This is a genomic window from Streptomyces sp. NPDC002838 (assembly GCF_040295365.1).
Taxonomy (GTDB): domain Bacteria; phylum Actinomycetota; class Actinomycetes; order Streptomycetales; family Streptomycetaceae; genus Streptomyces.
The window spans coordinates 1-15,649 of record NZ_JBEOVF010000055.1 but is presented as its reverse complement, the minus strand read 5'-3'; the positions used below and the strand labels follow the sequence as shown (position 1 = coordinate 15,649).

At 71.5% G+C, this 15,649-nt stretch carries 15 protein-coding genes and 1 pseudogene; 11 read left to right on the top strand and 5 right to left on the bottom strand.

Annotated elements, in window-relative coordinates; all coding sequences use genetic code 11:
* Positions 1–28: 28 nt before the first annotated feature.
* A complete protein-coding gene (locus ABT063_RS42555) occupies positions 29–601 on the top strand; it encodes a transglutaminase domain-containing protein (protein ID WP_351066320.1) in 573 nt (190 codons plus the stop codon).
* An 8-nt stretch (positions 602–609) separates the two neighbouring features.
* The gene (locus tag ABT063_RS42550) at positions 610–1,305 is read left to right on the top strand and encodes a B3/B4 domain-containing protein (protein ID WP_351066319.1); all 696 of its coding nucleotides are present in this window, start codon (positions 610–612) and stop codon (positions 1,303–1,305) included.
* 70 nt (positions 1,306–1,375) lie between these two features.
* On the opposite strand, the gene ABT063_RS42545 is transcribed toward ABT063_RS42550, so the two are convergent.
* Both ABT063_RS42545 and ABT063_RS42540 read right to left on the bottom strand, forming a co-directional pair.
* Complete coding sequence (locus ABT063_RS42545) at positions 1,376–2,104, bottom strand: lysophospholipid acyltransferase family protein (protein WP_351066318.1); 729 nt, start codon at positions 2,102–2,104, stop codon at positions 1,376–1,378.
* Positions 2,105–2,293: 189 nt separating this feature from the next.
* On the bottom strand, positions 2,294–2,710 hold the full coding sequence (locus ABT063_RS42540; protein ID WP_351066317.1) for a DUF4395 domain-containing protein: 417 nt from the start codon (positions 2,708–2,710) through the stop codon (positions 2,294–2,296).
* A gap of 86 nt (positions 2,711–2,796) precedes the next feature.
* Between ABT063_RS42540 and ABT063_RS42535 the strand changes: the two genes are divergently transcribed.
* The 4 genes from ABT063_RS42535 to ABT063_RS42520 all read left to right on the top strand — a co-directional run bounded on the left by ABT063_RS42535 (position 2,797) and on the right by ABT063_RS42520 (position 6,001).
* Complete coding sequence (locus ABT063_RS42535; RefSeq protein WP_351066360.1) at positions 2,797–3,210, top strand: TlpA family protein disulfide reductase; 414 nt, start codon at positions 2,797–2,799, stop codon at positions 3,208–3,210.
* 228 nt (positions 3,211–3,438) lie between these two features.
* Complete coding sequence (locus tag ABT063_RS42530; protein ID WP_351066316.1) at positions 3,439–3,948, top strand: flavin reductase family protein; 510 nt, start codon at positions 3,439–3,441, stop codon at positions 3,946–3,948.
* Positions 3,949–4,198: 250 nt separating this feature from the next.
* Positions 4,199–4,987: an electron transfer flavoprotein subunit beta/FixA family protein gene (locus tag ABT063_RS42525; protein WP_351066315.1), complete on the top strand. Its 789-nt coding sequence runs from the start codon at positions 4,199–4,201 to the stop codon at positions 4,985–4,987.
* Positions 4,988–5,038: 51 nt separating this feature from the next.
* Positions 5,039–6,001 carry an electron transfer flavoprotein subunit alpha/FixB family protein gene (locus tag ABT063_RS42520; protein ID WP_351066314.1) on the top strand — a complete coding sequence of 321 codons (963 nt, stop codon included), beginning with the start codon at positions 5,039–5,041 and terminating at the stop codon, positions 5,999–6,001.
* A gap of 64 nt (positions 6,002–6,065) precedes the next feature.
* On the opposite strand, the gene ABT063_RS42515 is transcribed toward ABT063_RS42520, so the two are convergent.
* Positions 6,066–6,965, bottom strand: a complete 900-nt coding sequence (locus tag ABT063_RS42515; RefSeq protein WP_351066313.1) for an endonuclease/exonuclease/phosphatase family protein — start codon at positions 6,963–6,965, stop codon at positions 6,066–6,068.
* 215 nt (positions 6,966–7,180) lie between these two features.
* Between ABT063_RS42515 and ABT063_RS42510 the strand changes: the two genes are divergently transcribed.
* Together ABT063_RS42510 and ABT063_RS42505 are read left to right on the top strand one after the other, a co-directional pair.
* Entirely contained in the window at positions 7,181–8,485 is a 1,305-nt protein-coding gene (locus tag ABT063_RS42510) for a DUF6986 family protein (protein ID WP_351066312.1), read from the top strand.
* A 95-nt stretch (positions 8,486–8,580) separates the two neighbouring features.
* Positions 8,581–9,780 (top strand): annotated as a pseudogene (locus tag ABT063_RS42505) (serine/threonine-protein kinase); the annotation flags it as partial.
* 1,292 nt (positions 9,781–11,072) lie between these two features.
* Here ABT063_RS42505 and ABT063_RS42500 read toward each other — a convergent pair.
* Positions 11,073–11,870 (bottom strand): hypothetical protein, encoded by a 798-nt coding sequence (locus ABT063_RS42500; RefSeq protein ID WP_351066311.1) that lies wholly within the window; start codon positions 11,868–11,870, stop codon positions 11,073–11,075.
* A gap of 7 nt (positions 11,871–11,877) precedes the next feature.
* Positions 11,878–12,972, bottom strand: coding sequence for a LacI family DNA-binding transcriptional regulator (locus ABT063_RS42495; protein WP_351066310.1), 1,095 nt, complete (start codon positions 12,970–12,972; stop codon positions 11,878–11,880).
* Positions 12,973–13,144: 172 nt separating this feature from the next.
* Here ABT063_RS42495 and ABT063_RS42490 point away from each other — a divergent pair, with 172 nt between their 5' ends.
* The 3 genes from ABT063_RS42490 to ABT063_RS42480 all read left to right on the top strand — a co-directional run bounded on the left by ABT063_RS42490 (position 13,145) and on the right by ABT063_RS42480 (position 15,513).
* Positions 13,145–14,098, top strand: coding sequence for an ROK family protein (locus tag ABT063_RS42490; protein WP_351066309.1), 954 nt, complete (start codon positions 13,145–13,147; stop codon positions 14,096–14,098).
* 146 nt (positions 14,099–14,244) lie between these two features.
* Positions 14,245–15,249 (top strand): TIGR01777 family oxidoreductase, encoded by a 1,005-nt coding sequence (locus ABT063_RS42485; RefSeq protein WP_351066308.1) that lies wholly within the window; start codon positions 14,245–14,247, stop codon positions 15,247–15,249.
* 72 nt (positions 15,250–15,321) lie between these two features.
* Positions 15,322–15,513 carry a hypothetical protein gene (locus ABT063_RS42480; RefSeq protein WP_351066307.1) on the top strand — a complete coding sequence of 64 codons (192 nt, stop codon included), beginning with the start codon at positions 15,322–15,324 and terminating at the stop codon, positions 15,511–15,513.
* Positions 15,514–15,649 lie beyond the last annotated feature (136 nt).

The following is a 15,649-nucleotide window of genomic DNA, read 5'->3' as shown; positions in this document are numbered from 1 at the left end:
CCCGGTCCCATACCTATGCTCTACGGGCATGCAGCTGATCCAGGAAACCGCTGACCTCTCTGCCTATTTGGCCGCTGATGAGGCGATCGACCACCACCATCCGCTTGTCCGGGAGACGGCCGCCAAGCTGGCCGAGGGAGTGGTGGATTCGTATGAGTATGCGCGAGCGGCGTTCGAGTTCGTCCGTGACGCCATCCCGCACTCCCAGGACTCGGGCGATCCGCGTGTCACCTGGCGCGCCTCCGACGTCCTGAAGCAGGGCACCGGCATCTGCTACGCCAAGGCACATGCCCTCGCCGCGCTGCTCCGGGTCGAGGACATCCCGACCGCGCTGTGCTACCAGAAGTTGGAAGTGGTCCACGGTCTGGTCGCCGTACGGTTCAACGGGGCCTGGCATCGGCAGGATCCCCGGGGCAACAAGCCGGGCGTGGACGCCCGGTTCTCCCTCGAAGGGGAGCGCCTGGCCTTCATGCCGGACGCGAAGTCCAATGAGCTGGACTACCCGGTCCTGTACGCTGAACCACACCCGGTGGTGCTCGGCGTCCTCAAAGCCGCCCCCGACCGGCCGTATCTGTGGAAGACGCTCCCCACCGCACTCTGAGGCAGGCGATGACTCTCTCCCTGACCGTGTCCGACGAGGTGCGCACCCTCGCACCCGGCTTCACGCACGTCGCCATCGAGGCCCATGGTCTCGTCAACGGTCCCAGCACCGACGGCAGTTCGGCCATCCTCGACGAAGCGGCCCGCCGTCTCGCCGTACGCCTGGACGGCCGCGCCCCGCACGAGGACCCGCACATGGCAGCCTGGCGCGAGGTCTACACGGCGTTCGGGTCGAAACCGTCGCGCACCCGCAACTCGGCCGAGGCGCTGGCGAAAAGGGCCTTGTCGGAGGCGGGACTGCCTCGGATCAACCTGCTCGTCGACCTCTACAACGCCATCAGCGTCGCCCACCTCATCCCCGTCGGCGGCGAGGACATCGACCGCATCCAGGGCGGGATGCGGCTGGTGCGCGCCACCGGCGACGAGGACTTCCCGACGGTCGCCGACGGTGAGGAGGTCGTCGAACACCCCGACGCCGGCGAGGTCGTGTGGCGCGACGAGGCGGGCGTCACCTGCCGCCGCTGGAACTGGCGCCAGGGCCCGCGCACCCGACTCACCGAGGAGACCGTCTCCGGGATCTTCCTGCTGGAGGGCCTGGCACCGATGCCGGTCGCGGACGTCGAGGCGGCGGCCGCCGAACTCGCCGAACTGCTGGAGAAGTTCAGCCCGGGGGCGCGGATCACGGTCGGGTCCGCCGTGTCCTGACCCACGCCGCCGCACAGCCGACCGGTTTCAGCGGTCGGCTGTCGTACGGCCCCCGGGGTGCGGTGTCGTGTCAGCGTGCCTCGGCCGCGCGGACCTCTTCCGGTGTCGGCGCGGTGCCGCCGAGGTGCGCCGGCATCCACCAGGTGTCGTTCGCGTCCCTGGGGCGCACCGGGTAGGCCCGCTGAGCGGCCTCCAGCAGCTCCTGGACGCGCTCGCGCAGCTGCCGGGTGATGGCGCCCGCGTACTTGTCGCGGGAGGCCTCGAGCGCCTCCCCGACCCGGATGGTGATCGGGGTGTGGCTGCGCTTGAAGTTGCGCGGGTGGCCCTTGGTCCACAGCCGCTGCGTACCCCACACCGCCATCGGGATCAGCGGAACGCCCGCCTCCTGGGCCAGGCGCGCGGCACCCGACTTGAAGGTCTTCAGCGTGAACGATGGCGAGATCGTGGCCTCCGGGAAGACCCCGATGATCTCGCCGGACCGCAGCGAGTCCAGCGCGTGCGCGTACGCGGCCTCGCCCTGCTTGCGGTCGACCGGGATGTGCTTCATCCCTCGCATCAGCGGGCCGGAGATCTTGTGGCGGAAGACGGACTCCTTCGCCATGAAACGAACGAGACGTTTCTGCGGGAGCGCCGCCAGTCCGTTGAAGACGAAGTCCAGGTAGCTGATGTGGTTGCTCACCAGCACGGCACCGCCCGAGCGGGGGATGTTCTCCGAACCCTTACAGTCGATCTTGAGGTCCCACGCCTTGAACAACACCTGGGCGAGACCAACGACGGGACGGTAGACAAGCTCTGCCATGGACGGTGTGGGCCCTTCCTTCTCTGCCTGGGAAGGGAAGCTCCAGGCGGAAAGTTACGCGGCCGTAGGTTTACGGCATCTCGCAGATCGTGCCCGAAGAACGGACGGGTAGCCAGTCCTGGTGCCCGTCGACAGCGAGATTCTCGTCACGTCCACCCCCATGACCCACCTCGCGGTTTTAAGGCGCCCTTACTGCGCGCGTACCGTTGCCCGCCGTACAAGCAGGTACATCTCGCACCCCAGGCAGTACCCGAACGCCGCGTTCAGGAAGGCGGCCGCGAGCGCGGCACCGGTGGCGGCGAGTCCCAGCCAGTCCGGCCCGAGCGTGTAACCGACGAGCCCGACGCCGGCGAAGACCAGCCCCACCGCCTGCGCGAACCGCGGTGGTTCCGGCGCCTCGAACTCGGTCGGCGGCCCGATCCGCGGCCGCAGCGCCTTGCGGAACAGCCAGCCGTACGGCGAACGGCCCACCCCGCCCGCCGCCCCCGTCGCGAACGCCAGCGTCTGCCAGGCCAGCAGCCAGGCGCTGCCCGTGATCAGCACGACCGCCAGCACGACGGTCGTCACGGCCGCACCGAAGCGCGGCCCCCTCACATCGATGTCCATGGGGTTCATGGGAACCAAGCATTCCGCACCGGAGGGGGTTCGGGGGGCCGGGAATCTTTGCGGTCTCGTGAATGCTTGTGCAGAAGATGACCGGACTCGTGGTGTGCGTGGCGGTGCTCGCGCTGGCGAGCGCCTACGGAGTGCTGCATCGACGGCGGAGCGGGAGGGTACGGGTGCGCGGGCGCGACGACGGAAAGCGGCTCGGCGCGGCCGAACTGGGCGGGCCGCTCGGTGAGCGCGCCACGCTCGTCCAGTTCTCCAGCGCCTTCTGTGCCCCCTGCCGGGCGACCCGACGGGTCCTCGGCGAGGTGGCCGACATGGTCCCGGGCGTGACCTATGTGGAGATCGACGCCGAGGACCACCTCGACCTCGTCCGCGCACTCGACATCCTCAAGACCCCGACCGTGCTGGTCCTGGATGCCGACGGCCGGGTCGTACGGCGTGCCACCGGCCAGCCGCGCAGGGCCGACGTGATCGCCGCGCTGGGGGAGGCCGTGTGAGGGCGGCGTGTGCCGACGTGAGGGCGGTGGTGCGGGCGTGAGGCATCTCCCATATGCCGGGACGTACTTGACTGTGCGCACCACCTATCGTCAGCCTGACCGTATGCCTTCGGAACTCCTTCTCCTCGGACGGGTCCACGTCGACCTGGCCCGTACCGCGAGCGCGCGCTGTCCGGGCTGTTGAGCAGCCACGGACCCGATCGCCATTCCTCGCAGAAGGACCACTTCATGACGGCCACGTCCGGCCTCGGCACCCCGCGGCTCGCCTCTCCCGACCTCCTGCGCTCCGTCTTCCGACGGCACGCGGCGGGAGTCGCCGTGATCACCGCGCGCGGCGACGCCGGCCCGGTCGGCTTCACCGCCACCTCCCTCACCTCGGTCTCCGCCGAACCCCCGCTCCTCTCCTTCGGTATCGGCACGGGTGCCTCCAGCTGGCCGGCGATATCCAAGGCCGACCACGTCGGCGTGCACATACTCGGCGAGCACCAGCAGGACCTGGCCGCCACCTTCGCCCGCAGCGGCGCCGACCGCTTCGGCCCGTCGACCTCCTGGCACGAGGGCCCCGAAAGCGTCCCCGTCCTCGACGACGTCCAAGCGTGGTTGGTGTGCCGGATCGCCGCACGCGTACCGGCCGGCGACCACCGCATCGTGGTGGCCGAGGTCGTCCTCGGCGACCCCACCGGCCCGGGCCGCCCGCTCCTCTACCACCAGGGACGGTTCCACGGCCTGCGGGACTGATCGGCTCGCCCGTCTTCTGTGACGTCGCCGAAGCCGTCGAAGTCGTCGAGTGCGAAGCCGTCGAGTTCCGATTACGCTGCGTTGCAAAGGTCACAGTTCAAAGCGCTTGCTTAGCGGGAATGAACTGGGTGTACTGGCGAGTAATATTTCGTTCGGAGCGCGGGTCGCCCCGACCGGGATCGGCCGCTTGGGGCGCCTATGCTGCCTGCAAGAGGCAGCAGAGAAATGTCGATGCAGTAGGAGAGCCGGCGTGAGCTTGAGGATCGTTGTCACTGTGAAGTACGTGCCCGACGCCACTGGCGACCGGCACTTCGCCGATGACCTGACCGTCGACCGGGACGACGTGGACGGTCTGCTCTCCGAGCTCGACGAGTACGCGGTCGAGCAGGCGCTGCAGATCTCCGAGAACTCCGACGACGACGTGGAGATCACCGTCTTGACGGTGGGCCCGGAGGACGCCAAGGACGCGCTGCGCAAGGCGCTGTCCATGGGCGCCGACAAGGCCGTCCACGTCGAGGACGACGACCTGCACGGCACCGACGCCATCGGCACCTCGCTGGTGCTGGCCAAGGCGATCGAGAAGGCCGGTTACGACCTGGTGATCTCCGGCATGGCGTCCACCGACGGCACCATGGGCGTCGTACCCGCCCTGCTCGCGGAGCGCCTGGGTGTACCGCAGGTCACTTTGCTGTCCGAGGTCTCGGTCGAGGACGGCACCGTCAAGGGCCGTCGCGACGGCGACGCCGCCTCGGAGCAGCTGGAGGCCTCCCTCCCGGCGGTCGTGTCGGTCACCGACCAGTCGGGCGAGGCGCGCTACCCGTCCTTCAAGGGCATCATGGCGGCCAAGAAGAAGCCGGTTCAGTCCTGGGACCTGTCGGATCTGGACCTGGAGGCCGAGGAGGTCGGCCTGGAGGGCTCCTACACGGTCGTGGACTCCGCGGCGGAGCGCCCGGCCCGCACGGCCGGCACGATCGTCAAGGACGAGGGCGAGGGCGGCAAGCAGCTCGCTGAGTTCCTCGCGAGCCAGAAGTTCATCTGAGCTCGACTTCGCTGACCGCCCCTCAACTTTCGTAAGCAGGAGAGCAATCCCATGGCTGAAGTTCTCGTCTACGTCGACCACGTGGACGGTGCCGTCCGCAAGCCCACCCTGGAGCTGCTGACGCTGGCCCGCCGCATCGGCGAGCCGGTCGCCGTCGCGCTGGGCAACGGCGCCGCCGACACCGCCGACACCCTCGCCGAGCACGGCGCGGTCAAGGTCCTCACCCACGACGCCGCCGAGTACGCCGACTACCTGGTCGTGCCGAAGGTCGACGCCCTGCAGGCCGCGTACGAGGCCGTCTCCCCGGCCGCCGTGCTGGTCCCGTCCTCCGCCGAGGGCAAGGAGATCGCCGCCCGCCTCGCGCTGCGCATCGGCTCCGGCATCATCACCGACGCCGTCGACCTGGAGGCCGGCGACTCCGGTCCGGTGGCCACCCAGTCGGTGTTCGCCGCCGCCTTCACCACCAAGTCCCGGGTCTCCAAGGGCACCCCGGTCATCACGGTCAAGCCGAACTCGGCCGCAGTGGAGGCCGCCCCGGCCAACGCCGCGGTCGAGGCCCTGGCGGTGTCCTTCTCCGAGAAGGCCACCGGCACCAAGGTCACCGCCCGTACGCCCCGTGAGTCGACGGGCCGTCCGGAGCTGACCGAGGCCGCGATCGTGGTCTCCGGCGGCCGTGGTGTGAACGGCGCGGAGAACTTCGGACTCATCGAGGCCCTCGCCGACTCCCTCGGCGCGGCCGTCGGCGCCTCCCGCGCGGCGGTGGACGCCGGCTGGTACCCGCACACCAACCAGGTCGGCCAGACAGGCAAGTCCGTCTCCCCGCAGCTGTACATCGCCTCCGGCATCTCCGGCGCCATCCAGCACCGGGCCGGCATGCAGACCTCCAAGACGATCGTGGCGGTCAACAAGGACGCCGAGGCCCCGATCTTCGACCTGGTCGACTACGGCGTGGTCGGCGACCTCTTCGACGTCGTGCCGCAGCTCACCGAGGAGATCAAGACCCGCAAGGGCTGATCCCGCTCTCGGGCGTACGAGGCCCCCGTGACCGCTTCTTGGGCGCGGTCGCGGGGGCCTCGGCTCATCCCAGGCTCAGGGACGCCTGCACCGGCAGATGATCGCTCGGGAACTGCCCGTTCCGCGCGAAGGTGTTGATCGAGGCCCGGTGCGTCCGAACGCCGGGCGTGGCGAGGATCCAGTCGATGCGGTCGCCGTCGGGCGTCAGTGGCTTGTAGCCGTGGAAGGTCGCGTACAGCTTGCTCCGCTCGGCCGCGGTGTCCCAGGTGTCGACCAGGCCGGCGCCCAGCATCGTGTCGTAGACCGGGTTCTTGTGGGCGGCGACGTTGAAGTCGCCGGTCACCACGCGCGGCAGCGAGCGGTTCAGCCCGGCCATCCGCTGGGTGGTCAGGGTCGCGGCACGCGCGTACTGGCTCGCGTTGTCGAGGTGGGTGTTCAGGAAGTAGAACTCCCGGTCGCCGTCGAGGAGATCCCGGAAGCGGACCCAGGTGACCATCCGGATGGAGCCGCCGCCCCAGGTGTTCGACCCGACCACGTTCGGCGTGTCGGAGAGCCAGAAGTGGTCGTATTCCTGCGGGGCCAGGCGGCGGGTGTCGTAGAAGATCGCCATGAACTCGTCGCGGCTGCCTCCCGCGCGCCCCGTGCCGATCCAGTCCCACTGCGGTCCGAGGTCGGACTCGATGTCGTGCAACTGCTGGTAAAGGCCCTCCTGGGTACCGATGAGGTGCAGGCCCTCGCGGCGCAGCAGCTCGCGCATCACGGGTCTGCGGACGGCCCAGCTGTTGGGCTGGGTGGTGCTTGCGAAGCGGAGGTTGAAGGACATGACCTCCAGTGGACCGCTCAGGCGTTCGTCCGCCGCGGCGGGCGCGGGGGAGAGTGCTGTACTGGACAGGGGTACGGAGATCGTGGCGGCTAACGCGGCCTTCAGGCCCATGCGGCGCGTGACTCGGCTGTGGTTTCGCACAGGGGCTCCTTCTGCGGCGGCTTCCGGGCGAGTCGGGCGGGGTGCGCTGTGCAGTTGTGCGAAGCAGGTGAGGAAACGGTGCCAGATGGACGTGAACATGCCGAGATGCCGGAGTGGATCGAGTTGAAAGACGGTGTTGACCGGCGGGAAGGGTGACCGTTAGCTTCATTCTACGGATTGTTGATTCCGTATAGCGGAAACTAGGAGGATGTGGGATGGGCCAGGGCCAGCAGGAGCAGGTGGCGACGAGCCTCGCGGGCGCCGTCAGCGAGGAGATCAGCGCCTCCCTCGCGCCGGTCGACGCCGAACTGGAGCGCCGTTACCCCGGAGACCCCGGCACCCGTCAGCCCGTCCACACCGTCTACGTCCCCGGCGACGCCTTCGCCGCCGACACCATCCGCTCCTGGGGCGACCGGGCCCTCACCACCCTGGACGAACACGCCCCGGACGCCGCCTCCTTCGCCGCCGTCCTCGGCCTGTCCGACGAACTCGCCGAGCCGGTCTACGCGCGCGTGCGCGCCAAACTGGAACGCGAGCCCATCGAGGACCTGCGTGTCGACTTCGAGGACGGCTACGGCCCGCGCCCGGACGCCGAGGAGGACGAGACGGCCGCCCGAGCGGCACGGCTGATCGCCGAGGCGTACGAGAACGGCACGGCGGCCCCGTACATGGGCATCCGTATGAAATGCATGGAGGCGCCCGTCCGCGAGCGGGGCATCCGCACCCTCGACATCTTCCTCACCGGCCTGATGGAGGCCGGCGGCCTGCCCGACGGGCTGGTGCTGACGCTGCCGAAGGTGACGTACCCCGAGCAGGTCACCGCCATGGTGCGGCTCCTGGAGGCCTTCGAGAAGGCGCGCGGGATCGAACCCGGCCGGATCGGCTTCGAGATCCAGATCGAGACCAGCCAGTCCATCCTCGCCACCGACGGAACCGCGACGGTCGCCCGTATGATCCAGGCCGCCGAAGGCCGCGCCACCGGCCTCCACTACGGCACCTTCGACTACAGCGCCTGCCTCGGCGTGTCGGCCGCCTACCAGGCCAGCGACCATCCCGCCGCCGACCACGCCAAGGCGATCATGCAGGTCGCGGCGGCGGGCACGGGCGTCCGCGTCTCGGACGGCTCGACGAACGTCCTGCCGGTCGGCCCGACCGAGAAGGTCCACGACGCCTGGCGGCTGCACTACGGCCTCACCCGCCGCGCCCTGGCCCGCGCCTATTACCAGGGCTGGGACATGCACCCCGGCCACATCCCCACCCGGTACGCGGCCGTCTTCGCCTTCTACCGCGAGGGCTTCGAACAGGCCGCCGGTCGCCTCGCCCGCTACGCGGGCCGCATGGGCGGTGACGTCATGGACGAGCCCGCCACCGCCAAGGCACTCGGCGGCTACCTGCTGCGCGGCCTGGACTGCGGCGCCCTCGACATCGCCGAGGTCGCCCGCCTGACCGGCCTGACCCGGGCCGACCTCGAGGGCTTCGCGGCGCCCCGCCGGGGCGATCTGACGGTCTCCGCCAAGTAGCGGGCCTGTCACAGCGGCACCATCCGGTCGGCGTTGTCACCCCTGCCCCGTAGTCTGTACGGCACGCAAGGACGGGTCACAGGAACGGGGCGGCGGTGTCTTCGGGGGAGTACGGGCAGGCGGAGGGGGCCGGGCGGCTGCTGGCGGGGCGCTATCGCGTCGTGGCGCAGCTCGGGCGCGGCGGCATGGGGGTGGTCTGGCGGGCAGTCGACGACGTGCTCGGCCGTGAGGTCGCCGTCAAGGAGCTGCGCACCTACACCGACGCCGACGGGCCCGAACTCGCCGGTCTGCGGCTGCGGATGCAGCGGGAGGCCCGCGCGGCGGCTCGGGTGCGCCATCCCGGCGTCGTGGCCGTGCACGACGTGACCGAGGTCGACGGCCGTCCGCTGATCGTGATGGAGCTGGTGGACGGGCCGTCCCTGGACGACGTACTGCGCGAGAAGGGCACCCTGGAGCCGCGCGAGGTGGCCGGGATCGGTGCCAAGGTCATGGACGCGCTGGCCGCCGCCCACGCCGTCGGCGTCCTGCACCGCGACGTGAAGCCCGGCAACATCCTGCTCGACCGGTCGGGCCGCGTCATGCTGACGGACTTCGGCATCGCCACCATGGAGGACCCGGACGACGGTTCGGCCTCCCGCCTCACCCGCAGCGGCGAACTCGTCGGCTCCCTGGACTACTTGGCGCCCGAGCGCGCCCAGGGCGCCGACCCCGGCCCGGCCTCCGACATCTGGGCCCTGGGCGCCACGCTGTTCGCGGCCGTCGAGGGCGGTTCGCCCTTCCGTCGTACGTCGACGTTCTCCACGCTCACCGCGATCGTCAGTGAGCCACTCCCGGAGCCCCGTCTCGCCGGGCCCCTGGGCCCCGTCCTCCAGCGCCTGTTGGACAAGCGACCGGAGGGCCGCCCGGAGGCCGACGAGGCGCGAGAGCTGTTGCAGACAGTGGCGGACGCGTCCGCCAGGGACACGCCGACGACGACGCTACGGGCGGCGACGGATCCGAGGCCGGCGCCGACGAAGCCGGAGCGGAGCGTGCCGGCGGTACCGCCGGGGGGCGGGGCGCTGGGGCCGTCGGGATCGGGGGAGACGGAGGGTTCGGCCGAGTCGAGGGATTCGGCCGGGCAGGGATTCGGGGCTGCGGGGCAGGGCATTCCAGGGGTTCAGGGGGCCGGCGCTTCAGAGCGGCGAACGCCGGAGGCGCGAGGGTTCGGGGCTCCGGAGCAGGGGACACCGCAGGCTCCCGGTCAGGGCACTCCAGGCCATGGAGCACCGGCGGCTTCCGGCTTCGGCGATTCCGGGGCGGCGCGGGAGAACGGGCCGGCTGGGTCTGCGGGGCGGACTGGGTCGAGTGGGTCGGCGGGGCACAGCGGATCGGCCGGATCGGCCGGTCTGCCCGGGGCGAGCGGCCCGACTGGCCCGGCTGGCCCGATCGAGCACGCCGGGCATGCTGGCCAAGCTGGTGAGGCCGGGCACGTTGGTCAGACCGCTCACAGCGGCCACGCCGGTCAGAGCGCCCACGGTGGATCGCCCACACCTGCCTTCGAACCCCCCGGCTCGTCCGGCTCGGTCGGCTCGTCCGGTCTGCCCGGTCTGCCCGGGGCGAGCGGCCCGATTGGTCCGACCGGCCAGGCGGGGCATGCTGGTGAGGCCGGGCACGTTGGTCAGGCCGCTCACAGCGGCCACGCCGGTCAGAGCGCCCACGGTGGATCGCCCACACCTGCCTTCGAACCCCCCGGCTCGTCCGGCTCGGTCGGCTCGGCCGGTCTGCCCGGGGCGAGCGGCCCGATTGGTCCGACCGGCCAGGCGGGGCATGCCGGCGAGGCCGGGCAAGCTGGTCAAACCGCCCACGCCGCCCGGAGCGCCCACGACGCCCCGAGCGGCCACGCCGGCCAAACCGCCCCCGCCGGATCGCACACGCCCGGCTTCGCACCCCCCACCCCGCCCGGGCCGGACCCGTCCGTCACCAGCCCCCTGTCCTCCGCCGGTTCCTCCGGCCCCTCCCGCCGCAAGGGACGCGTCCTGCTCGCCGCAGCGGCCGTCACCGTCGTCCTCGCCACGGCCGGAGCCACCGTCGCCCTGCTGAACGACCCGGGTGAGGCCGAAGCCGGCGCGCAGCCCACCTCCGGCGCCTCCGCGGCCGCCTCGTCCTCGACCGCCGACCGCACCGACGCCAAGCGCTCGGACGACCCGAAGCCCGCCGAGGAGGGCGACGGGAAGACCCCGACCGCGACGAAGACGCCGGGCGACAAGGACGAGACCGCGCCCGCCGACCGGACCACCCCATCCCCTACCAAGACCTCGGGCGGCGGCACAACCGGTGGCGGCGCTACGGTGGGCGGCGGAGGCGGCGAGACCAGCCCGGCCCCCTCCTGCTGGCACATAGGCGACGGCAAGTACAACTGCAACGTCTGGCGCACCGCCAAGTCCTACACTGCCGACGGCACTGAGGCCGGCATCCTCAACGCGGGCACCAACTACTTCTACTGCCAGCAGAACCTGGGCCGCCGCGAGACGTACGGCGAATGGACCAACGTATGGTGGGCGAAGACGGACGACGACAGCGGCAACACGAACGTCTTCGTCAGCGACGTCTACATCAAGGGCGGCGACAACGACGCGCCGGTCCCAGGACTCCCGGTCTGCTGAACCCGCACATACCGCTCCAGGCCGGAGACCGTCACCCGTTTCTCCTCCCTGAACAGCCGCGTGCCCCGCTCGCACAGCCGACGGTCCGCCCGGGCACGCGCGCAGAACTCCTCGGGAGTGACCCCGAACAGTTCCCTCAACCGGGCGGAACCCACGAGGAGTTCGGTGAGCAGGGGCCGCTGGCCGGGGTGCGTGCGCGGGGCCTCGGGAGTGCCGTTGTGCAGGACGCCGTGGCGGTTGACGTACATGTGCACGCCGGGCAGCGTCACTCCGGCGCTCACCTCCACCCGCACCTCGGATGCGGGCAGCCAGGCGCGGCCGTAGTTGCCGTTCGGCAGCGGCACGCCCTCGCTCGCGTCGACCACCGCGAGTTGCTCGGCGTCGAGCCAGATGACGAACAACTCCCGTACCGTGCCCGGCGCTTCGAAGGGTGATGCGGAGACGTATCCCATGCGGCTGACGTGCGCGGAGACGCCCACGTCGATGCCGGTGACCCGCGCCTTGACCATCGGGATGGGCGAGGCGATGCCGAACTCGGCCATCTTGTGCCGCAGTTGGGCCGGGCTGGCGTTGGAGCCGACCGCCAGGACGGGGACGCGGTCCTCGTGCACGGGAAGGTCGAGGGGCAGCAGCCGGTCGCCGTGGAGAAGCCCGGACTCCCGCGGCCAGGCCCCGGGGTAGAGCAGCGGGCGATCGCGCGGCGCCTCGGCGAGGCCGAGCGCCTCCAGTGTGCGGTTGTCCACGAGCCGCTCAGTCCGCCGGCGGCAGCTCGCCCGAGCCGCGGGTGATCAGCCGGGTCGGAAGTTCGATGCGCTCCGGGGTGAGCAGGGTGCCGTCCAGTTGGCGGAAGAGCCGCTCGGCGGCGGTACGGCCGAGGGCCGCCGCGTCCTGGGCGACGACTGTGACCCCCGGCTGGAGTAGATCGGCGAGCTCGATGTCGTCGAAGCCGACGAGGGCGACCCGGCGGGCGTGTTCGGCCAAGACCCGGATCACGGTGACCGTCACCCGGTTGTTGCCCGCGAAGACCGCGGTGACGGGGGACGGCCCGGAGAGCATCGCCTCGGCCGCCCGCCGTACGCGCTCGGGGTCGGTGACGCCCAGCGACATCCAGGAGTCCTCCACCGGGATGCCGGCGTCCTCCATGGCGGCCCGGTAGCCGCGCAACCGCTCGGCGGCGGTGTGGATGCGGGGCATGTCGCCGATGAAACCGATCCGGCGGTGCCCGTGGGCGATCAGGTGCGCCACGCCGTCGCGGGCGCCGCCGTAGTTGTCCGAGACCACCACGTCGGCGTCGATGTGCCCGGCCGGACGGTCCACGAACACCGTCGCCACGCCCGCCTTCAGCTCGGGCTCCAGATACCGGTGGTCGTCCCCGGCCGGGATGACGACCAGCCCGTCCACCCGCCGCGCGCACAGCGCCAGCACCAACTCCTGCTCGCGCTCCGGGTCCTCCGCGCTGGAGCCGTTGATGAGCAGCGCGCCATGGGCGCGGGCCACCTCCTCGACCGCGCGGCTGAGGGGGCCGTAGAACGGGTCGGCGAGGTCCTCCAGGACCAGCCCGATGCTGGCGGTGCGGCCCTTGCGCAGCACCCGCGCGCTGTCGTTTCGGCGGAACCCGAGGGCGTCGATGGCCTCCTGGACACGGCGCTCCGTCTCCGGCGTGACACCCGGCTCCCCGTTCACCACCCGCGAGACCGTCTTGAGTCCGACGCCGGCCCGCGCGGCCACGTCCTTCATGGTCGGACGGTTGCCGTAACGACTTCCGGAGAGGCGGTCTGCGCGGCGGTGGGTCTCGGGCACGGTGCGGTGTCCTGTCCTGTCGTCCACTTCGGATGCGTCGGTCATGATGTTGTATGAGGATGTGGCGTCGAGCATAGAGCCTGGACAACGTTGTCAGATGCGGGGGACACTGTCCACCGCAATCTCCGGCCTGCGCCCCCACCGCGAGAGTCGGCCTGCTGTTTCCTCATGGTTGTTCTCTGGTTGTTCTCACGTCTGACGGGGAGATCCGACACTGATGCACACCGACCTCGTGGCCGCGCTCGACATCGGCGGCACCAAGATCGCCGGGGCGCTGGTGGACGGCCACGGCCGGATCCTGACCCGCGCGCAGCGGGCCACGCCCGCACAAGAAGACGGCGAGTCCGTGATGCGGGCCGTCGAGGAGGTGCTCGGCGAGCTGACCGCCGCGCCCTTGTTTGGTCGCGCCACGGCCCTCGGCATCGGCAGCGCGGGCCCGGTGGACGCCTCCATGGGCACGGTGAGCCCGGTGAACGTGCCCGGCTGGCGTGACTTCCCGCTGGTCCCGCGGGTCCAGGCGGTGACCGGGGGGCTGCCTGTCGAGCTGATCGGCGACGGTGTCGCGATCACGGCCGCCGAGCACTGGCAGGGCGCCGCCCGTGGCCACGACAACGCGCTGTGCATGGTGGTGTCGACGGGCGTCGGCGGCGGCCTGGTCCTGGGCGGCCAGCTGCATCCCGGTCCCACCGGGAACGCGGGCCATATCGGCCATATCAGCGTCGACCTCGACGGCGACCCGTGCCCGTGCGGCGCGCGTGGCTGCGTCGAGCGGATCGCCAGCGGCCCGAACATCGCTCGGCGGGCGATCGAGAACGGCTGGCTGCCCGGCCCCGACGGCGACACCTCCGCCGCCGCGGTGGCCGCCGCGGCCCGGGCCGGTGATCCGGTCGCCGTGGCCTCCTTCGAGCGGGCCGCCCAGGCGCTGGCCGCGGGCATCGCGGCCACCGCGACCCTCGTCGAGATCGACATCGCCGTCATCGGCGGGGGCGTGGGCAAGGCGGGCGACGTGCTGTTCACGCCGCTGCGCAAGGCCCTCAGCGACTACGCGACCCTGTCCTTCGTCCAGGGTCTGACGGTGGCGCCCGCGCAGATGGGTACGGACGCGGGGCTGGTGGGGGCGGCCGCGGCGGCGCTCACCCGGCAGGCGGGCGCGACCGCGGCGGGGGTGTGACGAGCCTCCGCAGGAACGTTCAGTCGGGAGCTCGGCCGACCGCATGGGTTGGCCGGGCTCCTTGCATGTCGCGCGTATCTCGGAAGCCTTTTTGAACATGTTCAATTTTTTGCGCTAGGCTCGTCCCCACACGAAGGGGGAGCCGGATGAAGATCGTGATACCCGGAGGAACCGGGCAGGTGGGCACGGTCCTGAACCGCGCGCTGACCGCCGACGGCCATGAGGTCGTGGTCCTGACCAGGCGGCCGGAACGCGCGCGCGAAGTCGGCTGGGACGGCGAGAGCCTGGGCCCGTGGACCGAGGAGATCGACGGCAGCGACATCGTGATCAACCTGGCCGGCCGCAGTGTCGGCTGCCGCTACACCGAGGCCAACCTGCGGGCCATGATGGACTCCCGGGTGCGTTCCACACAGGTCGTGGGCGAGGCGATAGCGGCCGCCGCGCGACCGCCCCGGGTCTGGCTGCAGATGAGCACGGCCACCGTCTACGCCCACCGCCTCGACGCGCCCCACGACGAGGCGACAGGCCTCGTGGGCGGCGGCGAGCCCGGCGTCCCGGACTACTGGGCCTACAGCGTCGAGATCGCCAAGGCCTGGGAGCGGGCGCAGGAACAGGCCGACACCCCGCACACCCGCAAGGTCGCCCTGCGCTCGGCCATGGTGATGAGCCCCGACCGCGGCGGCGTCTTCGACGTCCTGTCGCGGCTCGCGCGGCTCGGGCTCGGCGGCCCCGTCGCGGGCGGTGCCCAGTACGTCTCCTGGATCCACGACCGCGATTTCGTCCGCGCGGTCGAGTTCCTGATCGACCGGCACGACCTCACCGGCCCGGTGAACCTCGCCGCCCCCGCGCCCCTGCCGCACCGTGCGTTCATGCGCGCGCTGCGCTCCGCCTGGGGTGTGCCGGCGGGTCTGCCCGCCACGAAGTGGATGGCGGAGTTCGGCGCCTTCGTGCTTCGCTCGGACACCGAACTCCTGCTGAAGAGCCGCCGTGTCGTCCCCGGCCGCCTCCTCGAAGCGGGCTTCGCCTTCGATCATGCCGCATGGCCGGAGGCCGCCGAGGATCTGGTCCAGCGCCGGCGCAGCATGTCCGGCCGGACCGAACGGATCCCGGCACCGCGTCGGCCGCAGCGGACGGTCCGGCTCCGTTCGTGAGCATCGGCGCGGCGGCCGTGATCACACCGATGCCGGGCGTGACCCCCGCGCGGTTCGCCAGTTGAACCCGGCATGAAGAAGCGCAGCATGCTCGCCATCGCCTCCCTCGCCACCGGCTTCGTCGTCGCGGCGGTCACCCCGTCCCACGGCCTGGGCGAGGAACTGGGTCACCCCGACGCCGACAAGACCCTCAGCGGCCTCGACCACACGCTCGCCGACGACAGCCCGGCAGCCGACGACAAGGCACCCGGGCAGAACGGCTGACGAGGTACGGCACAGCACTACCGTGGCGGGGGGGGGCGCCCCCCGGGGGGGGGGGGGGCCGCCCCGCGGTGGGTGGGAGAAGAAGGGGGGGGTTGGGTGGGGGGGGGGTGGGGGGGAGCACCACGGGGGCGTCCAA